The 21,166-nt window shown below is 43.3% G+C and carries 21 protein-coding genes; 9 read left to right on the top strand and 12 right to left on the bottom strand.

The features are described 5' to 3' along the window. Positions 1 to 122 precede the first annotated feature (122 nt). Positions 123 to 1,472, bottom strand: a complete 1,350-nt coding sequence (locus tag AACU33_RS08720; RefSeq protein WP_096588140.1) for an FAD-binding oxidoreductase — start codon at positions 1,470 to 1,472, stop codon at positions 123 to 125. A gap of 147 nt (positions 1,473 to 1,619) precedes the next feature. On the opposite strand from AACU33_RS08720, the gene AACU33_RS08715 reads away from it, so the two are divergent. Beyond that, positions 1,620 to 1,808: a hypothetical protein gene (locus AACU33_RS08715; protein ID WP_096588139.1), complete on the top strand. Its 189-nt coding sequence runs from the start codon at positions 1,620 to 1,622 to the stop codon at positions 1,806 to 1,808. Here the strand turns inward: AACU33_RS08715 and AACU33_RS08710 are convergent. Together AACU33_RS08710 and AACU33_RS08705 are read right to left on the bottom strand one after the other, a co-directional pair. Then, on the bottom strand, positions 1,790 to 2,878 hold the full coding sequence (locus AACU33_RS08710; RefSeq protein WP_096588138.1) for an ATP-binding protein: 1,089 nt from the start codon (positions 2,876 to 2,878) through the stop codon (positions 1,790 to 1,792). The genes AACU33_RS08715 and AACU33_RS08710 overlap by 19 nt on opposite strands. 47 nt (positions 2,879 to 2,925) lie before the next feature. Continuing rightward, a complete protein-coding gene (locus tag AACU33_RS08705; protein ID WP_339375860.1) occupies positions 2,926 to 3,081 on the bottom strand; it encodes a hypothetical protein in 156 nt (51 codons plus the stop codon). On the opposite strand from AACU33_RS08705, the gene AACU33_RS08700 reads away from it, so the two are divergent. Continuing rightward, positions 3,080 to 3,643: a Uma2 family endonuclease gene (locus tag AACU33_RS08700; protein WP_096595192.1), complete on the top strand. Its 564-nt coding sequence runs from the start codon at positions 3,080 to 3,082 to the stop codon at positions 3,641 to 3,643. The two genes, AACU33_RS08705 and AACU33_RS08700, sit on opposite strands and share 2 nt — an antisense overlap. Before the next feature lie 13 nt (positions 3,644 to 3,656). Here the strand turns inward: AACU33_RS08700 and AACU33_RS08695 are convergent, their stop codons facing one another. After that, entirely contained in the window at positions 3,657 to 5,885 is a 2,229-nt protein-coding gene (locus tag AACU33_RS08695) for a WD40 repeat domain-containing protein (RefSeq protein ID WP_096588137.1), read from the bottom strand. 1 nt (position 5,886) lies between these two features. Continuing rightward, positions 5,887 to 7,452 carry an NACHT domain protein gene (locus AACU33_RS08690; RefSeq protein ID WP_096588136.1) on the bottom strand — a complete coding sequence of 522 codons (1,566 nt, stop codon included), beginning with the start codon at positions 7,450 to 7,452 and terminating at the stop codon, positions 5,887 to 5,889. Between the two features lie 158 nt (positions 7,453 to 7,610). Between AACU33_RS08690 and AACU33_RS08685 the strand changes: the two genes are divergently transcribed. Continuing rightward, on the top strand, positions 7,611 to 7,991 hold the full coding sequence (locus AACU33_RS08685) for a hypothetical protein (RefSeq protein ID WP_096588135.1): 381 nt from the start codon (positions 7,611 to 7,613) through the stop codon (positions 7,989 to 7,991). 248 nt (positions 7,992 to 8,239) lie between these two features. Here the strand turns inward: AACU33_RS08685 and AACU33_RS08680 are convergent, their stop codons facing one another. Together AACU33_RS08680 and AACU33_RS08675 are read right to left on the bottom strand one after the other, a co-directional pair. Continuing rightward, positions 8,240 to 9,637: a carotenoid oxygenase family protein gene (locus tag AACU33_RS08680; RefSeq protein WP_096595191.1), complete on the bottom strand. Its 1,398-nt coding sequence runs from the start codon at positions 9,635 to 9,637 to the stop codon at positions 8,240 to 8,242. Positions 9,638 to 9,648: 11 nt separating this feature from the next. Beyond that, positions 9,649 to 9,825 (bottom strand): hypothetical protein, encoded by a 177-nt coding sequence (locus AACU33_RS08675; protein ID WP_339375859.1) that lies wholly within the window; start codon positions 9,823 to 9,825, stop codon positions 9,649 to 9,651. Between the two features lie 41 nt (positions 9,826 to 9,866). Between AACU33_RS08675 and AACU33_RS08670 the strand changes: the two genes are divergently transcribed. Both AACU33_RS08670 and AACU33_RS08665 read left to right on the top strand, forming a co-directional pair. After that, on the top strand, positions 9,867 to 10,238 hold the full coding sequence (locus AACU33_RS08670) for a hypothetical protein (RefSeq protein ID WP_096588134.1): 372 nt from the start codon (positions 9,867 to 9,869) through the stop codon (positions 10,236 to 10,238). Positions 10,239 to 10,327: 89 nt separating this feature from the next. Next, entirely contained in the window at positions 10,328 to 10,966 is a 639-nt protein-coding gene (locus AACU33_RS08665; protein WP_096588133.1) for a histidine phosphatase family protein, read from the top strand. A gap of 207 nt (positions 10,967 to 11,173) precedes the next feature. Here the strand turns inward: AACU33_RS08665 and AACU33_RS08660 are convergent, their stop codons facing one another. The 4 genes from AACU33_RS08660 to AACU33_RS08645 are packed head-to-tail and all read right to left on the bottom strand — an operon-like array spanning position 11,174 to position 14,467. Beyond that, entirely contained in the window at positions 11,174 to 11,560 is a 387-nt protein-coding gene (locus AACU33_RS08660; protein WP_096588132.1) for a hypothetical protein, read from the bottom strand. A gap of 41 nt (positions 11,561 to 11,601) precedes the next feature. Continuing rightward, positions 11,602 to 12,420 carry an alpha/beta fold hydrolase gene (locus tag AACU33_RS08655; protein ID WP_096588131.1) on the bottom strand — a complete coding sequence of 273 codons (819 nt, stop codon included), beginning with the start codon at positions 12,418 to 12,420 and terminating at the stop codon, positions 11,602 to 11,604. A gap of 46 nt (positions 12,421 to 12,466) precedes the next feature. After that, a complete protein-coding gene (locus AACU33_RS08650) occupies positions 12,467 to 13,648 on the bottom strand; it encodes an MFS transporter (RefSeq protein WP_096588130.1) in 1,182 nt (393 codons plus the stop codon). 51 nt (positions 13,649 to 13,699) lie between these two features. After that, the gene (locus AACU33_RS08645) at positions 13,700 to 14,467 is read right to left on the bottom strand and encodes a winged helix-turn-helix transcriptional regulator (RefSeq protein ID WP_096588129.1); all 768 of its coding nucleotides are present in this window, start codon (positions 14,465 to 14,467) and stop codon (positions 13,700 to 13,702) included. 104 nt (positions 14,468 to 14,571) lie between these two features. Here AACU33_RS08645 and AACU33_RS08640 point away from each other — a divergent pair, with 104 nt between their 5' ends. After that, positions 14,572 to 15,720 carry an acyl-CoA dehydrogenase family protein gene (locus AACU33_RS08640; RefSeq protein WP_096588128.1) on the top strand — a complete coding sequence of 383 codons (1,149 nt, stop codon included), beginning with the start codon at positions 14,572 to 14,574 and terminating at the stop codon, positions 15,718 to 15,720. 136 nt (positions 15,721 to 15,856) lie between these two features. Here the strand turns inward: AACU33_RS08640 and AACU33_RS08635 are convergent, their stop codons facing one another. Next, complete coding sequence (locus tag AACU33_RS08635) at positions 15,857 to 16,966, bottom strand: S-(hydroxymethyl)glutathione dehydrogenase/class III alcohol dehydrogenase (protein ID WP_096588127.1); 1,110 nt, start codon at positions 16,964 to 16,966, stop codon at positions 15,857 to 15,859. 366 nt (positions 16,967 to 17,332) lie between these two features. Here AACU33_RS08635 and AACU33_RS08630 point away from each other — a divergent pair, with 366 nt between their 5' ends. The 3 genes from AACU33_RS08630 to AACU33_RS08620 all read left to right on the top strand — a co-directional run bounded on the left by AACU33_RS08630 (position 17,333) and on the right by AACU33_RS08620 (position 21,163). Then, positions 17,333 to 18,616, top strand: a complete 1,284-nt coding sequence (locus tag AACU33_RS08630) for a valine--pyruvate transaminase (RefSeq protein ID WP_096588126.1) — start codon at positions 17,333 to 17,335, stop codon at positions 18,614 to 18,616. A 342-nt stretch (positions 18,617 to 18,958) separates the two neighbouring features. Then, positions 18,959 to 19,591 carry a ribosome maturation factor RimM gene (rimM, locus tag AACU33_RS08625; protein WP_096588125.1) on the top strand — a complete coding sequence of 211 codons (633 nt, stop codon included), beginning with the start codon at positions 18,959 to 18,961 and terminating at the stop codon, positions 19,589 to 19,591. Between the two features lie 132 nt (positions 19,592 to 19,723). Continuing rightward, positions 19,724 to 21,163, top strand: a complete 1,440-nt coding sequence (locus tag AACU33_RS08620) for an ATPase domain-containing protein (protein ID WP_339375858.1) — start codon at positions 19,724 to 19,726, stop codon at positions 21,161 to 21,163. Positions 21,164 to 21,166: the final 3 nt, after the last annotated feature.

Here is a 21,166-nt window from a genome sequence, read left to right as displayed (position 1 = left end):
TTGATTATCTCTACGGTTGAGTAATCAGACTACAAAGTTTATAGCGGTTTACACTTGAGTGCAATACAACTTTTGCTGGTAAGGGAAATCTTTACGGGCAGTAAAGATTTCCCTGATTACTGTTAATGTTGGACTTTGAATTCTAGGACTTTGCTTTTACCAGGATTCATTAACCCATAGGGGTCAACCATTTCTTTAAATTTTAACTGCTCTGGGTCAATTACTTTCCTACCGCCATCTTCAATAATGTATGTATGCGGATTGGCGATCGCTACTCCTTGGGCTTCGTGATAGCGGATAATCTCGTTGAGGCGTTCTTCTGTGGTGTAACGCACGAGTTGTAAAGCACCAGGAATAACTGCACCTCTTACCCGAAAAAATTCTAAATGCATCATGATTTCATCACCAAAGTGATGATACATATGTTCCACTAATTGCAAACTCGAATCGGTCGGAAAAATACTTTGCAAATAGGTAATTGAATTATCTACAGTCCGGGCGTGTAAGGTGGTGTGGTTCCAGGTAAATTCTGCTAATTGAGTGCCTTTTGCTGTATCTTGTGCGGGTTTTTGATAGGTAATTTGTCCGCCATATTGTTGAACTAATCCTGGTAAGAATTCTAAACTCGGTTCCACAACCATTAAAAATGCTGGGTGCTTACCTTCTGGCAGATATTCATGTAAAGCGTGAAAATATTGGGGAATTGGCGATGCAAACACGCTAATCAACTTCTTCATCATGCCATCAGCAATCCCAAGGGCATAGCCAAACTTGGCTGCTGTCATGAAGTCGTCAAAGGTGACAATCACTTCCGCCCAAGGATAGGCTGGTGCTAAAGGCAGTTCTAATTGGGTGATGATGCCATTAATACCCCATGCATGGTTTACCTTCTGTACATCATCACCGCGTAACTCGATGATGCGGGGTTCCTCTTCTAAAGTTACCACTCGCAGACCTAAAAGATTACCGCGATCGCCTAATAAGCCATACTGAATTGAACCAATACCTCCACTTCCGCCAGCAATAAAGCCGCCAATCGTGGCTGTGCGGTAGGTAGAGGGGGCCATGCGCATTTCCCAACCAATTTCTCGCGCTTTTTTATCCAAAGCTGCCAATTTCACTCCAGCTTCTATCCGCGCTACTGCTGGTTTTACCCAGAGAATTTCGTGCATTTTGGTCATATCGAGAATTACGCCGCCATGTAGAGGTACGCATTGGCCGTAATTCCCTGTACCTGCACCCCGCACTGTTACAGGGATGCGGTGTTTGGCGCAGGTTGCAGCCACTTTAATCACTTCGGCTTCATTGGCGGGACGGACGACGATATCACCGACTTTTCCGGCTAATTTGGGGACGAGAACCGGGCTAAAGGTGTGATAGTCCTGGGATAATTTGGCGACTTGGGCGGGATCGGTGATGGTTTCGATGTCTGCGAAAGCAGTAGTCAGAGTATTTAAGTTGAGAGTTGTCATTAGTATTTTCTTTAAAGTAGCAAATTTACTTTTATTCTCACGCAAAGGCGCAAAGACGCAAAGCGGGTTCTCGCTAGATAGGCGCAAAGATGATTGAGCACTAATTTAAAATTAAATTCAGGTGTTCAGTTTAGAAGAGGTAACAAAATGAAGACCGAACAAGAACGCGAACAGTTAATCAAAGAAATTAATGTCTTGTTAAATCAAGCTTATGACAGTACTTTAGATGAAATTTACGCACTACTGCAAAAAATCGAGGATGAAGAAGACGAAAACGATTTAAAAGCTTATCATGCTGCTAAAAGTGATGTGGAAAATTATAGAATTTCAATTTGATTTGCTAACCATTTACAGAAATTTGCATGATAAAAACAGTAATATTCCGCACCTGATATTTGTTGCTGGGTTAAAAACTCCAACCAATTTTCTAACACTTCCTCAACATCAAATTCATCTGCTTTGATAATTTCGGCGATCGCTTCTACAGAGATGGGCTGCTGTTGTTTGACTAAAACATTCAATACAGCTTGGCTAAATTCCTCATCTTGATTTGCAGCCTTCATTTTTTGCCAATGCTGTTGATAATATGCTTCTAATCCTGGCGGGATTTGATTGTATTGCAAAGATTCTGGATAGAACCCCTCAGAGATAGCAGATAAAATTTGGCTGACATACATAAAATTATTTTCTGATTTAGCAGCAAGGCTAGTGCAAAATTCTTGCTCGTTGATTTGGTGATGATTTAGCCAAGCTTTTATATCTTCGTGATTTAAATATTGTTGAATATATGTTTGGATATCTTGCTGAGTTGATTCTGGGTAGTCTGCTAAATTAAGAATATGGGATGGTGTTTCAATTAATAAACCAGATTTCTCCCTCAAAAAAGGTCGGCGGGAGAGGAGGAAATAAACTTTATCTGGGAGATAGCGGGGAAGATAAAATAAATTTGTCCCAGGTGATTGACTATTGCGGTCAATGCGGTCTAATCCATCAATAGTAATGATAAGTTGTTGCTGAGGTTTTAACTTATCGCTGATTTGCTGAATTAACTGATGTAGAGATGTGATATTGAACGTCTCTACAGGTAAGCTATCAATAGCAAAAATCTCTATAAGTTGGGTGCAAATATTGCTAATAAATTCCTCAGCGCGATTTTTATCCTCAAGTTCAACGTTGTAATAGACAACATCAGGATTATCTATGGCATATTTGGCGAGAATAGCACTTTTACCACTACCGGGTGCGCCTGCGATGGTGAAGTAACCCTGGCGATAACGGTGAATAAATTCATGAATAGCGGTAAATACAAATTCACGACCGATAAAATTATGGCTTTTTTCGGTAATGATTTGCTCAAACTCTGTGGGATGTCCTCTGGAATTGATATTAGTGGGTGGTGAATTCATAATTGTCAGGAATCATTTAAAGATAAGTAGCCAAGCATAATTAAACTTCACGTGTCATTGCGTTCGCGTAGCGTCTCGAAGAGAGGAGGAACGACGAAGCAATCGCAGGATGTTGGGATTGCTTCGTTTCGCTGCGCTACACTCGCAATGACAATGGATGTTGAATTTTGCATTACCATTAAACCAACAGTGGAGGTAGTCATGACTGTGCAGTTATTAAGACGTAAATTCACAGTTGAGCAATATCATAAAATGCTTGAGTCGGGGATTCTCACAGAAGATGACCGAGTAGAACTGATACAGGGAGAGATTATTGAGATGTCGCCTATTGGGACAAAACACGCGGCTTGTGTAAAGTGCTTAAACAAACTCTTGTCTAGTAAGTTAAGGGATAGAGTTCTCATTGCTATTCAAGACCCTGTGGAACTGGACAATAACTCACAACCTCAACCTGATGTAGCATTACTTAAACCCCGTGATGATTTTTACGCCACTGCACACCCCCGACCTCAGGATATTTTTTTATTAATTGAAGTAGCTGATTCTACTATTGAGTATGACCGAGAACAGAAAATTCCTTTATATGCAGAAGCAAATATAATTGAAGTTTGGGTAGTAGATATTAACGAGCAAATTATCGAAGTTTATCAACAACCCACCGCCGAAGGATATCAGCATATGCAAAAGTTCGCTAGCGGTCAAACTTTAACAATTAAATCCTTCGCTGATGTCAACATAACCGTCAACGAAATCTTAGGCAAATAAAATTACTTTCACCTTATTCCTCTCTCATATTCTCAAGACGCAAAAAATGCACCCTACCAGAAGCATCTCCTGCCACAATTATCATGCTGTTTGGTGCAACTGCACTGCAATTGATGGGACTATCACCTGTAAAAGTAGCAATGACCTCCCCAGTTGCCAGATTCCAGATTTTGATAGTGTTGTCATCGGAAGCAGAAATCACATGTTGCCCATTGGAAGTGACGGCGACTGCATTTACTGAGCCAGTATGACTACTGAGAGTTAATAATTCTTCTCCAGTTGCTAAATTCCAGAGTTTGATAGTCTTGTCATATGAGGCAGAAATCACCTGCTGTCCGTTGGCAGTAACGGCGACTGCTTTTACTGAGTAATTATGACCTATAAGAGTAAGCAGTTTTTCCCGGGTTGCCAAATCCCAAACCTTAAGAGTCTTGTCTGTTGAAGCAGAAATAACCTGTTGTCCATTAGGAGTAACAGCAACTGAATTTACCGAGTTACTATGACCTATTAGGGTGAAAAGTTCTTTTCCAGTTACCAAATCCCAGACTTTGAGGGTTTTATCTTTTGAAGCAGAAATAACCTGCTGCCCATTAGGAGTAACAGCAACTGCATTGACTGAGTCATGATGACCTGTCAAGGAGAAAAGTTCTTGTCTAGTTTCCAAATTCCAAACTTTAAGGGTCTGATCATTTGAAGCAGAAATCACTTGTTGTCCGTCGGGAGTAATAGCGACTGCTTTTACCAAGTCATTATGAGCATTGAGTGTGAATAGTTTTTCTCCCGTTGCAAGATTCCAGACTTTGAGGGTCTTGTCAAATGAGGCAGAAATCACCTGTTGCCCATTAGGGGTGACAGCAACTGCTCTTACCGAGTCATTATGAGCATTGAGAGTAAATAGTTTTTCTCCTGTTACTAAATTCCAGACTTTAAGAGTCTTGTCATTTGAAGCAGAAATCACGTGCTGTCCGTTAGGAGTAACTGCGACTGCTTTTACTGGGTAATTATGACCTGTGAAGGTGAAAAGTTCTTCTCCTGTTGCAAGATTCCAGACTTTGAGGGTCTTGTCATTTGAAGCAGAAATCACGTGCTGTCCGTTAGGAGTAACTGCGATTGCTTTTACTGGGTAATTATGGCCTGTGAAGGTGAAGAGTTCTTCTCCAGTTACCAAATTCCAAACTTTAAGTTTCTTGTCTTTGGAAGCAGAAATCACGTGCTGTCCGTTAGGGGTAATTGCGATTGCTTTTACTGGGTAATTATGGCCTGTGAAGGTGAAGAGTTCTTCTCCAGTTACCAAATTCCAAACTTTGAGAGTTTTATCACAGGAGGCGGAAATAGCTTGCTGTCCATCAGGAGTAACGGCAACTGCATCTACTGAGTAATTATGGCCATTAAGGGTGAATAGTTCCTCCCCTGTTACCAAATTCCAGATTTTGAGAGTTGCGTCACGGGAGGCGGAAATCACCTGTTGCCCATTTGGGATAACAGCAACTGCATTGACCGAGTGACTATGACCATTGAGGGTGAATAGTTCCTCCCCTGTTGCCAGATTCCAGATTTTGAGGGTGTTGTCATCGGAAGCAGAAATTGCCTGTTGCCCATTGGGAATAACAGCAACTGCATTGACTGAGTGACTATGACCATTGAGGGTGAATAGTTCCTCCCCTGTTGCCAGATTCCAGACTTTGAGGGTTGCATCATGGGAGGCAGAAATCACCCGTTGCCCATTTGGAGTGACGGCGACTGCATTAACCGAGTGACTATGACCCTTGAGTGTGCGGAGTAAGCGTCCCCCTGGTGGCGTTAAGCTAGGAGTTAAGGGACACAGCCAAGGAGTAGTTGTCTTTTGCTTTATTTGTGCCAATAATCTCTGAATATCCTCTGGCATTTTCTGATTTAGTAACCTGCCGTACAATTGACTGGCTAATTGTTGCTGATCCGTTACTAAAATATGTGCTGATAGCCTCAATGCTCCTCGAATTACTTTCAAATTTTTAAATTTCTCAAAGTTGTATTCTGAGTAATTTGATGTGTGTTCATGATCAATCAAATCATAATTTTCAATCAGGGGGTACACCCCAAACTCAGGATGATTAATTTTTACCATCAGGAAATCAAAATCAGTCAGAATTTGGTAATACTTCTCTAAATTTCCCGACTTGACCAAGCTTGGAGCTAAACTACCCAAGTAAGCACGTTGAAAAGCAGCATTTTTTATCGCTAAATTTTTAGCAAAACTCCCCATTTTACGCCATCTCCCCTATGAGGTAGTCTGCAATGCGTTGATTAACTTCTTGAAATAGTTTGCGTTTGGAATCTAAAACTCGTTTTGCTTTTAAAAAGTCTAAAAAACTAGCGTGATAAATACTGTAGCAATTTTCTCCCTCTATATTCTGCGGCTTTAAATATTCAACCCACTCATCTAAAACCACTTCCACATCATATTCATCTTGTTCTGCAATAGCAGCAATCATCTCACAAGGAATTGGTGTGCCAATCTCCACTAAAATAAACAGAATAAATACCTTTACTTCTTGGGGTTTTTCATCCATCCCCATGTGCTGCCAATGGACTTGATAATAATCTTGCAGACCAGCGGGTAATTCCTTTAAACTTAGGTCATTATAGTCACCTTTAGCAATTCCTGGCAAAACATAGCGCAGATACATGAAATTGTTTTCACTCTTAGTTGCTACCTGCTCAACAAAATCTTCATCAGAAATATTGCGGTTTTGAATCCATTGTCTAATTGCATTTTTATAGTCTGGATCGTCATTCAAAAAGAACCGAATATACTCCTTGATATCTTCACGACTCAAGTTAACATACTGACTTCCCCTTAAATCTAGCTCCTCTACCGGGATATCTGGTGCAGACAAGCGTTTTTTATCTATAGTATATGGTCGTCTAGTCAGCAGAAAATAGACATGTTCCGGTAGCGCCGTTGGTAAATCTAAAAGATTCCCCCCAGCTTCTTGCTCCACCTCATCCAAAGCATCAACTACAATTACCAAACGTTCAATCACAGGAATTTTATTACTAACCTGTTCTAGTAAATCAGCTAAATTAGCCTTCTCAGCATTCTGCAACTGGTAACGCTTAATTAATTGTTTGCGAATACTTTCAAGAAATAGCTCCGGTCGATTGCGACCATCAGAGCGAATATTAAAATAGCATGGTGATTTATTGTTCCAGACGTATTTAGCAGCAATGGCACTCTTTCCCATCCCCGCATCACCCACCACAGTAAAATAACCACTGCGATTTTTGTCGCAAAATTGCTTAAATGCGTCAAACACAAACTGACGACCGCAAAACGAGCGAATTTTTTCTTTAATTAATGACTTAAATTCCCGTGGATATTCATCTAAATTCCATTCCGGGAAAGGTTCAAAATCCTTTGATTTACTTCTCTTAGCAACATTAATAAATATTTCCCCAAATTCCTCTAACTCTGCTCGCAATTCAATTCTTTTCAATCGGATATCAAATTCTAAATCATTCCCCTGCAAAAATTTTTCTACTTCCTTGACAAAACCCAAGGGATTATTGGCAGTATAAGCACTCCAAAAAGCATTTTTTATCTCTCTTTCTCGAAAAAGATTCAGCATTGCTTCTGGCTTATCCACACCATACTCTATTAGAGAGTAGATATAAACACTATCAACATCTTTGGGTGGTTGTGCTGGGTCAAAATTGAATTGTTTTAAGGTTCTGACTACAGTTTCATTGCGTTGAGCTTGATTTATAACTAGAGAAGCCGCAGGTTTAGCAATACTCGCCAGTGCTTTAACTACAGGGTCAATATTCATCTTGGCTAAAGCTAGAGATAATTTTTACACATTTAGCCTATACTAGCGAAACATGACAAAATTTAGCTTTTGTAAAGCAAAATTACGGCTCAAGCTTCCTCTTACCTCTTCCTTCGTGTCCTTCGCGTCCTTGGCGGTTCGATTTTAGATAGATCTTTTTGTCTCACGCAAAGGCGCAAAGCCGCAAAGAAGAAGGTAAGAGCTGTTGTGATATTGTCATTTCGAGCGATAAACAGCAAGTTTCAACTTCTGAACTGCATCGTTCTCGTTTAGAAGAGGAACATTCTCGTTCGGAACAGGAACGTTCGCCTTCGGAACAGGAACGTTCGCCTTCGGAACATGAAACTTCGCCTTCGGAACACAAAACTTCGTGTTCAGAACACGAAACTTCGCCTTCGGAACATGAAACTTTGCCTTCCGAACACGAACTTTCAGCCTTTAAGCCTCAACCGTCATGTTCTAAAGTCGAAACTTCGAGTAAAAAAGGCGATGTTTACGACTGGCTACACCTACGCTCGTCTAAAATACAAGAGGATTAATGAACTAAGCTTGTCTAACAAAGCTACAGCAGTGTTAATTCTTTTGTTCAACAGCGCTTTCGTGCCATTTACGTAAAATAAAGTCCGATAAAGCACTCAAGCTGACAAAAATTAACACACCCAACCCCGTAGTCAGGAATAATGCGGTGAATATATTATTTTTGAACCAGAGAACGATCGCAAGTGCGATCGCAAATATCAAAGCAGAGGGTAAAAGAAACCCTCATAAATGCCCTACTACTGACGAATTACGAATTAGTCATTAACTGTTCCTCACTCACCCAAGTACCATGAAATCCATAAGGTACTCGTTGGGGAATAATTACCCGCGCTACAGGTTCACTCGTAATATCTTGGGCATTAATTACCACTAATTCAGAAGTGTCTGAACCTTCATCGTAGACAAAAGTAATTAGCCAGCCATCATCCTCATGAGTTGCACCCGGACGTGGTGCAAATACAGCTTCGCCACCATAGCGTCCCTGTCCGAAGTGATGGATTTGAGATGTCTCACCATTGAGATCGTACTTAATTACGCCATCGAACAGTGGTAAGGGACTATTCGCTAATTTACCAGCGTAGCCGTATCTTGTTTGCCGCCCTAAGAAATCTTCGTTGACGCGGGGGAATTCCGCAGCGAGATCGTCTAATTGTTGTTCGCGTACTGTCCCTGTTTTCAGGTTAAACCGCCACTGATGCAGTCGGGGAATATTGCCATCAGCATCGGTTTGGTTATCTTCAGTAACTAGAACAGAAGTGGAACTCATACGACAGCCGATAAGTACCACCTCATCGCCAACTTCATAAGCATTGAGGGTATGAAAAACGTAGCAAGGAGAACTTTCAAACCAACGGATATTACTGTTATCGCCATAACGTGGGACAATACCAAAGCGACTAGAGCGATCGCGCTCAAACATCAGCATTGGTTCTCCCCGTTGTAGCCGTTCAGCGCTGAGAGTCAGGGGTAAATCCATGAAAATGGTGTAATTTTCAGTAATGGCAAAATCATGCATCATTACTGGAGTGGGTAGATCGATTGGCACTGTCTGCAACAACTCACCAGCAGCGGAAACTTGGCTGTATTGCAAGTATGGCGGCGCAAAGGAGTAGCCAAAGAACATCATCTCGCCTGTCACGGGATCTACTTTAGGATGAGCTGTGAAAGCAGATATGAGCTTGCCATCGTAAGTGTACTCGCCAATTGTTCCTAACTCCGGCAGCGTCATGGCGTGAGGTGCGCCGCCTTCATTCAGCGCCAACAGCTGACCAGCGTGCCAAATCAGAGCAGTATTACCAGTATTTTTATAACCACCGTAAGGATTGTCCATGCGGGGTGGTTCCATGAATCCCGTCCAGATTGCTTTTCCGGCTTCACGCTCAATTTTCCATCCCCTAGTTTGGATGTAGCGATTGCGATAGGTTGCTTGACCGTTACTAATTCTCACACCGTGTAACATTCCATCGCCATCAAACCAATGGTACTTACCTATGGGCGGCCATTGGGGATTAGGCCCGTTACGGACAAACATCCCCGCTAAGTCTGGAGGTAGTTGACCAACCACTTGCAATGTATCTGTGGTGATTTCTTCACGAACTGGCGCAAAATTGCCATCCAGATACGGATTGATTGCTGTTGTTGGGATTGTGTTGGTTGTCATGAGGAGCAAATTTGAAAAAGGCAAGGTGTAAAATCTATTGTAGCGATCGCACCTTTGTGGCTGAGTGAAAGCGCGATCGCCGCGATCGCAATAAAGTTCCCGATGATTGATAGAGTTAAGTTAGCGATCGCAACCTTAGTTTTCAAAGTTGTAATATTTACGTTCTCTGACATGAGAATACCCTTAAATGGAATATAAGTATGGGAAAACTCTCATGGCAGACCTGAATGGTACTTGGCTGGGAACATATTGGCAACAAGGAGTGCCTAGCCGCTTTGAAGCAGTCTTTGTTCAAAGTGGCAGTGCTCTGAGTGGCTCTATTTTGGATGACAATTACTTAGGAGAAGCCCAAATTACAGGAGAAGTACATGGGCGTAATGTTAGATTTACCAAACGCTATTTAATCACCTCCCCCGCACCCATTAATTACATTGGCACCCTCTCAGAAAATGAGGACTATATCAAAGGACAATGGAACATCGGCCCCCGCTTCTCCGGCCCTTGGGAAGCACACCGCAGCACAGAAAATCTCATGGATGAACTCAACACTCGGATTCAAAAGCAGATTCCCCAAGCGACGGGATGACGATGAGAGTGTGGGGAGTGTGGGGTGCAGAGGAGTACAAAGAGAAATAAGTATTGACCAATGACAAATGACAAAAAAGGAAAAATATCTTGAACCTAACAGTCTATTTTCTGCGTCACGGACAAACAGAATGCAGCCGGAATAATGCCTTTTGCGGTTCCATAGATTCAGAACTAACGCCAGAAGGTTTGGAAATGGCAGAGGCTTTTGCCGCTGCATACAGTTCTACCCCTTGGAGAGCAGTTTTTTCTAGTCCTATGCGGCGAACTGTGCTAACAGCAGCACCGTTATGTGCAGCACTAGATATCCAACCAGAACTGCGGGATGGTTTAAGAGAAATTAATTATGGCAAGTGGGAAGGAAAACCACCAGAAGTCATCAGCCAAGAATTTCATGATGATTATCTGCGTTGGTCAGCCGATCCGGCGTGGTACGCACCAACGGGAGGAGAAATGGCAATTACCATAGCTCATCGTGCCATCCAAGTCATTGAAGAAATCAAACATCTTTACAGTAGTGGTAATGTTTTAGTAGTTTCCCACAAAGCAACCATCAGAATTATTCTGTGCAGTCTCTTGGGCATTGATGTCGGACGCTTTCGCTATCGTATCGGCTGCCCAGTTGCCTCAGTTAGTACTGTAGAATTTACCTCTCACGGCCCAGTATTGCGATCTTTAGCAGACCGTACACATTTAACCGAACGGTTACGCAATTTACCTGGAACTTAAGACTTTGGTCGATTCTTGTCTGGTTCCGTATGTTTGCAGAAAACTATCAAAATTCAGCCAGAGTCAATTGCTATGACTAATTATTCGTAAGGGCACAAAAATTTTGTGCCCCTACTCATCTGTCGTCTTATGTTATCAAATTATTATTAACTTAGCTAAAACCCTCCTCTATTCTGCTTTTTAATCGCAACAATAACGCTGACCTACTTAAAATTTAGAAACAGTTACCTTAATACCAGAATTGAGAGGAGGAACTTTAAAATATTCAATTGGCTCGACAAGTTGAGAAGTTGGTTTAGTTGTTGGTTGCTGACATTGCTGAAAGAAAATATTTGGGTTTTTGATAATCTCAAACGGGTTAAGATTTTTGCATCCTCTTTCTTGCTCTAGCGCAATTGAATTAGTTGTAGGTTTAAAAGTGTTATTTCGGTTAATAGTATAATTCCATCTAGTAGTCAGCGTGATTGGTTGCGTAGCTAAAATAGCAGCCCGATCGCCTGCGGCAGTGGGAAAATTCTTTTGGTTAGCATAGGCACTCTGGGTAATGGTAAGCGCACCAATGATAACAGCTAATCCTAGAGGAGCAGATTTCATAAATACTAATTGAGATGCTAATGTATGCTTCTGTTTTGTTGCTACATCAAAGACATCCCATTTTTCGGAAGACGTGAGAGAAAGTTGAGCATTGCGGAAGCGACAGCCTCTGGCGACTCAACCACCAAGCCATGACCACCGCGTTCTAAGACTACAAGTTCGGCGTTGGGGATACCTTGGGCTAATTGCTCAGAAAACTTCACTGGAGTCAGGATATCTTGTTTACTTACTAAAACCAGAGTCGGACAGTGAATATCTTTAAGGCGTTGGCGAGTATCGCAGCCAAGAATAGCTCGGCTTTGATGAAAGATTCCATGAGGCGTTGGTGGAAATGGATATTTAACTGCTATATCTACAATCATGTCGATCATCTCTGGGATAGAGTAGAAGGCATCGCTAAATATCCAAGGCAATATAACTTGCTGATAAAGTTTTTGGTCGATAGTGCCAGGGAGTTCGCCCCAAGTGGCAATAATACTATTAAATAGAGGATCGCCCTTCGCTAAAGATGAGAGCAGGATTAAGCTTTGTACTTTTTCTGGGCGTGCCAATGCTAGTTCTTGGGCAATTTGACCGCCCATTGAATGCCCTACTACATTTACCTTCTCTATGCCGATGTGTTCTAGGAGTGCTGCTGTATCAGTTGCCATCTGCTGAATACTGTAGGGACTATCGGGAGCAGAAGTTCGCCCCACTCCACGGTTATCCAAGCGAATTACTTGATACTGCTTCACAAGTGACGGCATTACCAATGACCAGTAACTACGATCGCACAAGAAACCTGAAATTAATAGTAATGGCTCGCCTGTTCCCTGAATCTCATAGAACAAATCGATCCCATTAACGTGAACTCTTGGCATAGGTGGAAGGCAGAAGGTAGAAACGGCAAAAGTACCCAATCAAAGTTTATCCAAATTCATGACGCTGCTTCTGCTTGACTAGCCACAGGGAAAGCAAAGCGATCGCCACTCCTGTAATCATAAAACAAGGAATATAGCCGTAATTATCGACAATTCTGCCAAACGCGGCTGCACCAATGCCCTGACCGATAAATAAATTGAAGGCAAATAGCGACACCGCAGTTCCTCGCGCTTCTGGTGCCAGTTCTGTAGCTTGCGTCTGGAGCGTGCTGTGCATCATGTAAAAGCCTAATCCCATGAGAATATTTAAAGGAATAAACAGCACCCAATTCTGCAATAATGCGATCGCTAAAAAAGAGATACACATAAATACACCACCAAACCCCATCAAGCCTTTTTCGCCCAATCTCTGCACTAACCACCTGACACAACGGCTGTAAATTAGTCCACCTAAGCCAAAACCACTAATCATAAAGCCAATTGCGACATAGGGTAAGCTATATCTGTCTCTGAGAAATGCACCGACATAAGCAAATCCGCCAAATAAACAAAAACCTTCGATAAATACACCGATAATGACAGTCCGGGCGACTGGTTGAGCGATCAGTTGGAAATAAGGCCGGAATGTTGCCCAACCAAAGGGAACTTGAGAACTATCTTCATTCTTGATTTTGCCCATCCCCCGCCACAATGCTAGGGATACGATCAGGGAGACAACGCCAAATACTAAAAAGATATCTCGCCAGCTAATATATTCCCCGAAGATACCTCCCAAACTGCCACCGAGAATTTGACCTAATACCAGCGCGCTCAAATAACGCCCGATGGCAGCTTGGCGTTGTTCGTAAGGAAAGTTGTCACCAATATAAGCTAGGGTAACGGGAATGATCCCCGCCGCCGCCATGCCCGTGAGGAAGCGCAGCCAGGTCAGGAGAATAATATTTGGCACAAAGGCACAAGCCGCAGTCCCGACAGCAAATGCTGCTAGTGCTACCGTAATCACCTTGAGTTTGCCAATGCGATCGCCCAATGGGCCGTAAACTAACTGAAATAGCCCATAAGGTATGGTGTAAGCGCTGACAATGATTGCCGCACTACCGACACCAACTTTAAACTCATCAGCAATGATGTGTAATAGCGGATCAATTACCCGCACATCAGCAATCACCATAAAGGCAGCTGCACCCAACAATCCTAATGAGACAGGCGAATTACCTGCTTTATTCATAATTGAGAACGGTTTAAAGGCCAAAATCTATTATCCGGCTCTACACTTGAACTAAGCACCAAAAACTTCATTACATTCCGCTGCAACTCGCTGGTTAGCCTGCATGAACTGCGCTGCGGAGCGATCGATTCCCATACCATAACGCCATTCCCCATTGAGATATAGCCAGGTTGGCACTTGACTTACAAGATCGCGATCGCCTTCAAAACTAATTTTCCCTTGCTTGAGGGCAGAATTCAGATGAGTAAAGCCCATCCAGACATGGGTGAAGGCACTCAGATCGGCTGTTATTAAAACATCCACTTTAAAGCCTGGATCTTTTTGGCATACATCCACCTCTTTTTCCTCGATTGCCATCCACCACATACGCTGAGTTTTGCGCCCTTTAGTTAACCCCCGAAAGTCAAACTGAAGCACAATTTTTTGCGCTGGCACAGCCTCAAAATTAATTCGCCTTCTCATGCCCCACATCAATAAGGCATCATCCAAGTCTTCCTTGGCAATTTGTTCGCTTCCCCATTGTTGTGCCCACACCCCCATCGCTTCAATAATCGGTCGCAGGGCTTCTCCTGCGGGTGTGAGCATATACTCATATCCTTGACCCGTTTCTTTTTCATGGCTAACTACAATCCCTAATTTCTCCAGTTCTTTGAGTCGTTGAACTAGGAGGGCACGAGACATTAACGGTACGCCTCGACTAATGTCATTAAAGTAACGATTGCCATACAGCATTTCTCGCAACACCAAGGGATTCCAGCGCTCGGCAAGTACTTCGGCAGCCTTTGCCACCGGACAGAATTGACCATATCCCTTTTTCATAGCGCATTTCGGAAGATCACAAGACAGGTTCAGATATTGAACTTGTAGCACCCTATGAAACTCATCAGAATGAAAGTATCACAAGACTTAAAGGAAATATTTTTATGTCTGAACTACACACTATACCTACGATAGAGGCGAAAGCCGTTGATTGGTTGTCCTTAGCAGAGTCTTTAGGAAAACAATTTGCAGCCAGAGATACGGAAGCAGATGAGACTGACTTATTTGTTGCCGATAACATTGCCAGATTGAAAACCAGTGGATTAATTACTGCGGGTGTACCAATTGAACTGGGTGGTGGGGGAGCCAGCTATACCGATCTTTGCAATGTGCTGCGGATTTTAGGACGCCATTGCAGTTCAACGGCGCTGGCTTTTTCAATGCATACTCATCAGGTAATGGTACCAACCTGGCGATGGCATCATCAAAATGCTCCAGTTGATGGATTACTTAAACGAGTGGCGACTGAGCAACTTGTACTTCTTAGCAGTGGTGGCTCGGATTGGTTACAGAGCAATGGCACGGCTATCAAAGTAGAAAACGGATTTCTGATTACGGCACGCAAAGTATTTGCTAGTGGTGCGCCTGCTGCAAATTTATTAATGACCAGTGCTGTTTATGCAGACCCAGAAAAAGGATCTACAGTATTACATTTTGCGGTTCCCATGAATAGTCAGGGCGTTTCTATTGAATCAACTTGGCAAGCAATGGGAATGCGGGGAACAGGTTCCCATGATGTTGTCCTCAGTGATGTTTTTGTTGCGGATGCTGCTGTGACTTTGCGACGAGAGCAAGGCAAGTGGCATTTTATTTTCCATCTCATCTCCATGCTTGCCATTCCGTTAGTTTATTCGGTTTATGTCGGAGTTGCCGAAGCTGCACGCGATCGCGCGGTGCAACTGGCAAGAAAACGCCACGCAGATGAACATCTCTGCTATATGGTGGGAGGTTTAGACAACGAATTAACAGCTGCAAAATTGGCACTTGGCCACATGATTTCTACTGCTGTAGTCAGTCAACCTAGCTTTGAGACTACGAACCAAATCATGACAGGACGGGTACTGGTTGCTAAAGCGGTACTCAACGTTGCTGATTTGGCAATGGAAATTGCGGGGGGAAGTGCATTTTACCGCAAACTCGGTCTAGAAAAATTGTTCCGCGATCTGCAAGGTGCCCGCTATCACCCTTTGCGGGAGGAAGCGCAACGCAAGTTGTCGGGGCAACTAGCACTTGGCTTAGATATGTCTTCTTGATAGCAATACCATTGCACAGATCGTTTCAAAAAATATTTGTTTCAGACAGTAGCTTAGACCCTATCTGAAACAAGATTTAATTAACAATTACCCATTATCAATTACAAATTTTTTAGACACAGGTTGATTCACCCAACTAAAAAGTCACAACACTACGAATTGACTCACCTTTGTGCATCAATTCAAAGGCATCATTAATTTGTTCAATCGGCATCACATGGGTAATTAAATCATCAATATTTATCTTCCCATCCATATACCAATCAACAATTTTCGGCACATCTGTACGTCCCCTAGCGCCACCGAAGGCGGAACCTTTCCACACGCGTCCAGTTACTAGTTGAAACGGGCGAGTACTAATTTCTTGTCCTGCACCGGCAACACCAATAATTACACTTACGCCCCAACCTTTGTGGCAGCATTCTAAGGCTTGACGCATGACTTTGACATTGCCAATACATTCAAAGGTGTAATCAGCACCACCTTTAGTTAAGTCAACTAAATAAGGTACTAAATCACCTTCGACTTCTTTGGGGTTGACAAAGTGCGTCATGCCAAATTTCTCTGCTAAGGCGCGTTTGCTGGGATTAATATCTACGCCGATAATCATATCAGCCCCGACAAGACGCGCCCCTTGGATGACGTTTAAGCCAATACCGCCTAAGCCAAAAACTATTACCTTTGCACCTGGTTCAACTTTGGCTGTATAAATAACTGCGCCAATGCCAGTTGTGACGCCGCAGCCAATGTAACAAACTTTATCAAATGGGGCATCCTCACGAATTTTGGCAACGGCAATTTCCGGCAACACTGTATAGTTGGCAAAGGTAGATGTACCCATATAATGATGGATAGTTTGCCCATCAATACTAAAGCGACTCGTACCATCTGGCATTACGCCCCGGCCTTGGGTAGAGCGAATTGCTTGGCAGAGATTAGTTTTCAGGCTAAGACAATATTCACACTGGCGACATTCTGGAGTGTAAAGGGGAATGACGCGATCGCCTGGCTTTACACTAGTAACACCAGCACCTACCTCCACCACTACACCAGCACCTTCATGTCCTAAAATTGCGGGAAACAAACCTTCAGGATCGTCACCAGAAAGCGTAAAAGCGTCGGTATGGCAAACACCGCTGGCTTTAATCTCAACCAACACTTCCCCAGCTTGCGGCCCTGATAATTGAACTGTTTCTATCGTTAACGGCTTACCTGCACCGTAAGCTACTGCGGCTTTAACTTCCACGCCTCAGCCCTCCTGTTTCGAGTTTTCTCAAATAGCTATTTGAGTGTAGATCGGAGCGTGAGCGCAGAAATTTTTTGTAACTTTTCTGCAATCTTTCTCAGATATGTGGGAGTGATAGACAATCAATTCCCCCTAAAGAGCGCGTATTGATTAGTATAAGTTGCGTGATAAACTTTCTTTGAAATCAGTTCATCTTAACTTTTTGCCAACGAGAAATTTATCAAAATATTCTGACTTTGTTAAAATGTCATTCTCTAGTTAGATTAATAAAAGGTGGAAATAGCTGTTTGAGCAACGACCTCAACTTTGTGCCAGCAGCATCCCCCGATAAGAATTTACCGCAATAAATCTATTTTGTTACAGCCTATGAATCCTGCCCTTACTAAAATTGGCGCTCAAATGTCTAACCTGACTGGCGTTCGAGCGATTATGAAGGATATTATCGAAACGTTGCAATCTGGCGCGGGGCAGGAGTTGATTAATTTGAGTGCGGGTAATCCGCTGATTTTGCCCGCAGTCGAGAGGTTATGGCGCGATTGTACAGCAGATTTACTCGCAAGCTCAGAATATGGTGAGGTTGTTTGCCGTTACGGTTCTAGCCAAGGTTATGCACCCTTAATTGAAGCGATCGCTAATGATTTTAATCGCCGCTACGGCTTAAATTTAACTGCTCGCAATATTTTAATTACTCCTGGTAGTCAAACTCTCTACTTCTACGCTGCCAATGCCTTTGGTGGTTACACTACCAATGGCGAACTCAAGCAAATCGTCTTACCTCTCAGCCCCGACTACACTGGTTATGGTGGAATCTGCTTAGTTCCCGAAGCATTAATTGCCTATAAACCAGCCTTGGATATTGATGCACCTGCCCACAGATTTAAATATCGTCCCGACTTCAGCCAACTGTCAATTTCCGAAAGTACAGGCTGCGTAATCGTTTCTCGTCCTTGTAATCCCACAGGTAACGTGCTTACCGATGATGAGGTGCGAAAAATTGCTGCCCTTGCTGCACCTTACGATGTGCCAGTATTAATTGACTCAGCTTATGCGCCGCCCTTCCCAGCGCTGAATTTTACGGATATGTCCTTAATATTTGGCGAAAATATCATTCATTGCACCAGCTTATCTAAGGCTGGGCTACCAGGGGAAAGGATTGGAATTGCAATTGGTAATGAAAAAGTGATTCAAATTCTTGAGTCTTTCCAAACCAATGCTAGCCTGCATTCGTCGCGTTATGGACAAGCGATCGCCGCAAGGGCGATTAACTCCGGAGCCTTAGCGGAAATTGCCGAACAAGTCATCCGCCCCTTCTACCAAAATAAGTTTAGTGTATTAGAAAATACATTAGATGCCGCCATGCCCAAGGATTTACCTTGGTTCCTCCATCGCGGTGAAGGAGCTATCTTTGCTTGGTTGTGGTTAGAAAATCTACCCATTTCCGATTGGGAATTATACCAAGAATTAAAGCAAGTGGGTGTAATTGTTGTACCTGGTAGTACATTCTTCCCTGGTTTGCAGGAAGAATGGGCGCACAAACAGCAGTGCGTCCGGATCAGCCTCACCGGTAGCGATGAAGAACTCGTAACTGGGATGCGTCGTTTGGCTAAGGTAGCAGAACAAGTCTACCAGCGTGCGACTGTAAGTGCTTAAGCTGAAGAAAACCATCCAAAATTTTCCATGCCTTAGCACTAATATCCATAACGCACCCTAATAGCGTGTCTAGCCTAAAATGTTGCAATAAAAAAGGTTTGTAGTTGCGCTTTAGCGCCTCTTCAGCCAGAAATCTCATGCACTTTAAGCTAGACACGTCATAGCATACGCTCCACTGTAGGCGCGGGGTTTCCTCACCCTTGACGAGAGTCAGTATGTCACAACCATTAAATAAAATGGATTTGTTTGTGTAAAGCACCAATTTAGGCGTGACACGCCATTACCAAATTAAAGCCAATAAAGCCTACTGCATCCAAACGAGAAACGTTGTAATTCATGGGAATGAACCGCGAAGACACAAAGAACGCGAAGAAAGAACGGAAAAAAGAGACTAATCCAAAATCCGAAGTCCAAAATCCACAATTGGATGACTGGCTAGATATTGGTAAGATTGTGGCAGCTCAAGGACTGTCTGGGGAGTTGCGGGTTTATCCGAATACCGACTTCCCCGAACGATTTGAAGTAGCGGGAACACGCTGGTTGTTGCGTCCGGGAGAGACAGAACCCCAACCGATAGAATTACTCGAAGGGCGCTACCTGGAAAACAAAAATTTATACATCATTAAATTAGCTGGGGTAGAAAATCGCAACCAAGCAGAGGAATTGCGCGATTCTAAATTAATGGTGCCACTAAGCGATCGCCCCCAATTAGCAGAAGATGAATTTTATGTCCCCGATTTAATTGGTTTGGAAGTCTTTTTGCAAGCATCGGGCGAACTGGTGGGCACAGTGGTAGATATAATTCCCGCAGGTAATGATTTATTAGAAGTCGAGTTACACCCCGAATTTGCACCTAATAAGAAACAGAAGAAAGTATTAATTCCCTTTGTCGAAGCGATCGCACCTGTAGTAGATATACAAGCTGGTAGGATTGAAGTGACACCTCCACCTGGGTTATTGGAAATTAATGATTAATCTGGTTTGAATCATAATTTGGTTCTGTAAACGGTATTTTTGCGATTGCCTAAACTAACATCCCCAAACACGATCGCCGAAAGTGGACAAGACTCTATATAGTATTAGGGAATGCGGGGAGATGGCTTGCAGATGAATAACAATCGTTTACTGACAGGAATTTTGGGACTCAACGAAGTTCTTCATGGTGGCTATGTTCCCGGTCGTGCTTATCTGGTTCGAGGGGGGCCGGGCACTGGTAAAACGACGTTAGGAATGCACTTTTTAGCGTCAGGAGCCGCAAACGGGGAACCCGTTCTGTTCATTACACTGGCAGAAACGGTTGCTCAACTGCAAAAAACGGCTGAAGGATTGAAGTTTGACACTCAGGGGATCGCGTTTCTTGACCTTAGCCCCACTTCCGAATTTTTTGCTCAGGTAAAAACCTACGATATTTTCTCAGCGGCTGAAGTCGAGCGCGAACCGACGACCCAACGTATTGTGGAACAAGTTGAAAGCTTGAAGCCGCAGCGAATTTTCATTGACTCGATGACACAGTTTCGCTACCTGACGACCGATCCCTTCCAGTTTCGTAAGCAGGTGTTATCGTTTTTGCGATTTTTGACAGAGAAAGACATCACGGTTCTGTTTACCTCAGAACATAGCGTCGAAGCCCCCGACGATGATTTACAGTTTATGAGCGACGGGGTGCTTAATTTAGACTTTAATCAGGGCAATCGCACTCTATCTGTTTCCAAGTTTCGAGGGAGTGATTTTCGCAGCGGCAACCACAGCTTTCGCCTCACCAGTGACGGAATGCAGATTTTTCCACAGTTACTGTCCAAAGTATTGGAACAAGTGCTGACCACAGAAATGATTTCCTCTGGGATTCCAGAAATTGATGAACTGTTGCATGGTGGCATTGAACGCAGCACGATTACCATCATCAGCGGGCCGAGCGGTGTGGGCAAGAGTACGCTGGGGCTTCAGTTTATGAAAGAGGCAGCCGGACGGGGAGAGCGATCCGTGATTTACGTCTTTGAGGAAAATAAGGAAACGCTGTTGCGTCGGGCTGAAGGAGTCAATGTTCCGGTTCACGCGATGCAGAAGCGCGGCACTTTATCGATCGTGCAAATCGAACCGCTCCACTATACCGCTGATGAATTTGCCAACCTCGTGCGCCAGGAAGTCGAAGAACAGCAGGCACGGATTGTCATGATCGATAGTGTGTCTGGTTATCGGCTCTCAGTTCGAGGCGAAGACTTAACACCTCACATCCATTCCCTTTGTAAGTATTTGCAAAACATGGGGGTTGCTGTTCTGCTGATTAACGAGGTTGAATCAATTACGGGAGAATTTCAGGCAACCGAAATTGGAATTAGCTATTTAGCAGACAATATTATCTTTCTGCGCTATCTGGAAATACACAGCGAATTGAGACGCGTAATCGGCGTACTGAAGAAGCGGATGAGCGATTTTGAGAAAACCCTACGTGAATTTCAAATCAGTCGTTATGGGATTAAGGTTGGCAGTCCGCTCAACCGACTTCGAGGTATCCTCACAGGTATCCCCGAATTGTTAGAAGGTGAGTAAGCG

The sequence above is a fragment of the Calothrix sp. NIES-2098 genome (assembly GCF_963875125.1).
In the GTDB taxonomy this organism is placed as follows: Bacteria; Cyanobacteriota; Cyanobacteriia; order Cyanobacteriales; family Nostocaceae; genus Aulosira.
This window is presented reverse-complemented; position numbering and strand designations above follow the sequence as displayed.

Bases quoted from the DNA above. Each gene is read 5' to 3' on its own strand.
- AACU33_RS08675 (WP_339375859.1), bottom strand. From the start codon at position 9,825: ATGTCAGAGAACGTAAATATTACAACTTTGAAAACTAAGGTTGCGATC.
- AACU33_RS08710 (WP_096588138.1), bottom strand. From the start codon at position 2,878: ATGAATTCACCACCCACTAATATCAATTCCAGAGGACATCCCACAGAG.
- AACU33_RS08715 (WP_096588139.1), top strand. From the start codon at position 1,620: ATGAAGACCGAACAAGAACGCGAACAGTTAATCAAAGAAATTAATGTC.
- AACU33_RS08720 (WP_096588140.1), bottom strand. From the start codon at position 1,472: ATGACAACTCTCAACTTAAATACTCTGACTACTGCTTTCGCAGACATC.
- AACU33_RS08630 (WP_096588126.1), top strand. From the start codon at position 17,333: ATGAATCCTGCCCTTACTAAAATTGGCGCTCAAATGTCTAACCTGACT.
- AACU33_RS08645 (WP_096588129.1), bottom strand. From the start codon at position 14,467: ATGAAAAAGGGATATGGTCAATTCTGTCCGGTGGCAAAGGCTGCCGAA.
- AACU33_RS08705 (WP_339375860.1), bottom strand. From the start codon at position 3,081: ATGACTACCTCCACTGTTGGTTTAATGGTAATGCAAAATTCAACATCC.
- AACU33_RS08620 (WP_339375858.1), top strand. From the start codon at position 19,724: ATGAATAACAATCGTTTACTGACAGGAATTTTGGGACTCAACGAAGTT.
- AACU33_RS08660 (WP_096588132.1), bottom strand. From the start codon at position 11,560: ATGAAATCTGCTCCTCTAGGATTAGCTGTTATCATTGGTGCGCTTACC.
- AACU33_RS08690 (WP_096588136.1), bottom strand. From the start codon at position 7,452: ATGAATATTGACCCTGTAGTTAAAGCACTGGCGAGTATTGCTAAACCT.
- AACU33_RS08700 (WP_096595192.1), top strand. From the start codon at position 3,080: ATGACTGTGCAGTTATTAAGACGTAAATTCACAGTTGAGCAATATCAT.
- AACU33_RS08650 (WP_096588130.1), bottom strand. From the start codon at position 13,648: ATGAATAAAGCAGGTAATTCGCCTGTCTCATTAGGATTGTTGGGTGCA.
- AACU33_RS08695 (WP_096588137.1), bottom strand. From the start codon at position 5,885: ATGGGGAGTTTTGCTAAAAATTTAGCGATAAAAAATGCTGCTTTTCAA.
- AACU33_RS08640 (WP_096588128.1), top strand. From the start codon at position 14,572: ATGTCTGAACTACACACTATACCTACGATAGAGGCGAAAGCCGTTGAT.
- AACU33_RS08655 (WP_096588131.1), bottom strand. From the start codon at position 12,420: ATGCCAAGAGTTCACGTTAATGGGATCGATTTGTTCTATGAGATTCAG.
- AACU33_RS08670 (WP_096588134.1), top strand. From the start codon at position 9,867: ATGGCAGACCTGAATGGTACTTGGCTGGGAACATATTGGCAACAAGGA.
- rimM (WP_096588125.1), top strand. From the start codon at position 18,959: ATGAACCGCGAAGACACAAAGAACGCGAAGAAAGAACGGAAAAAAGAG.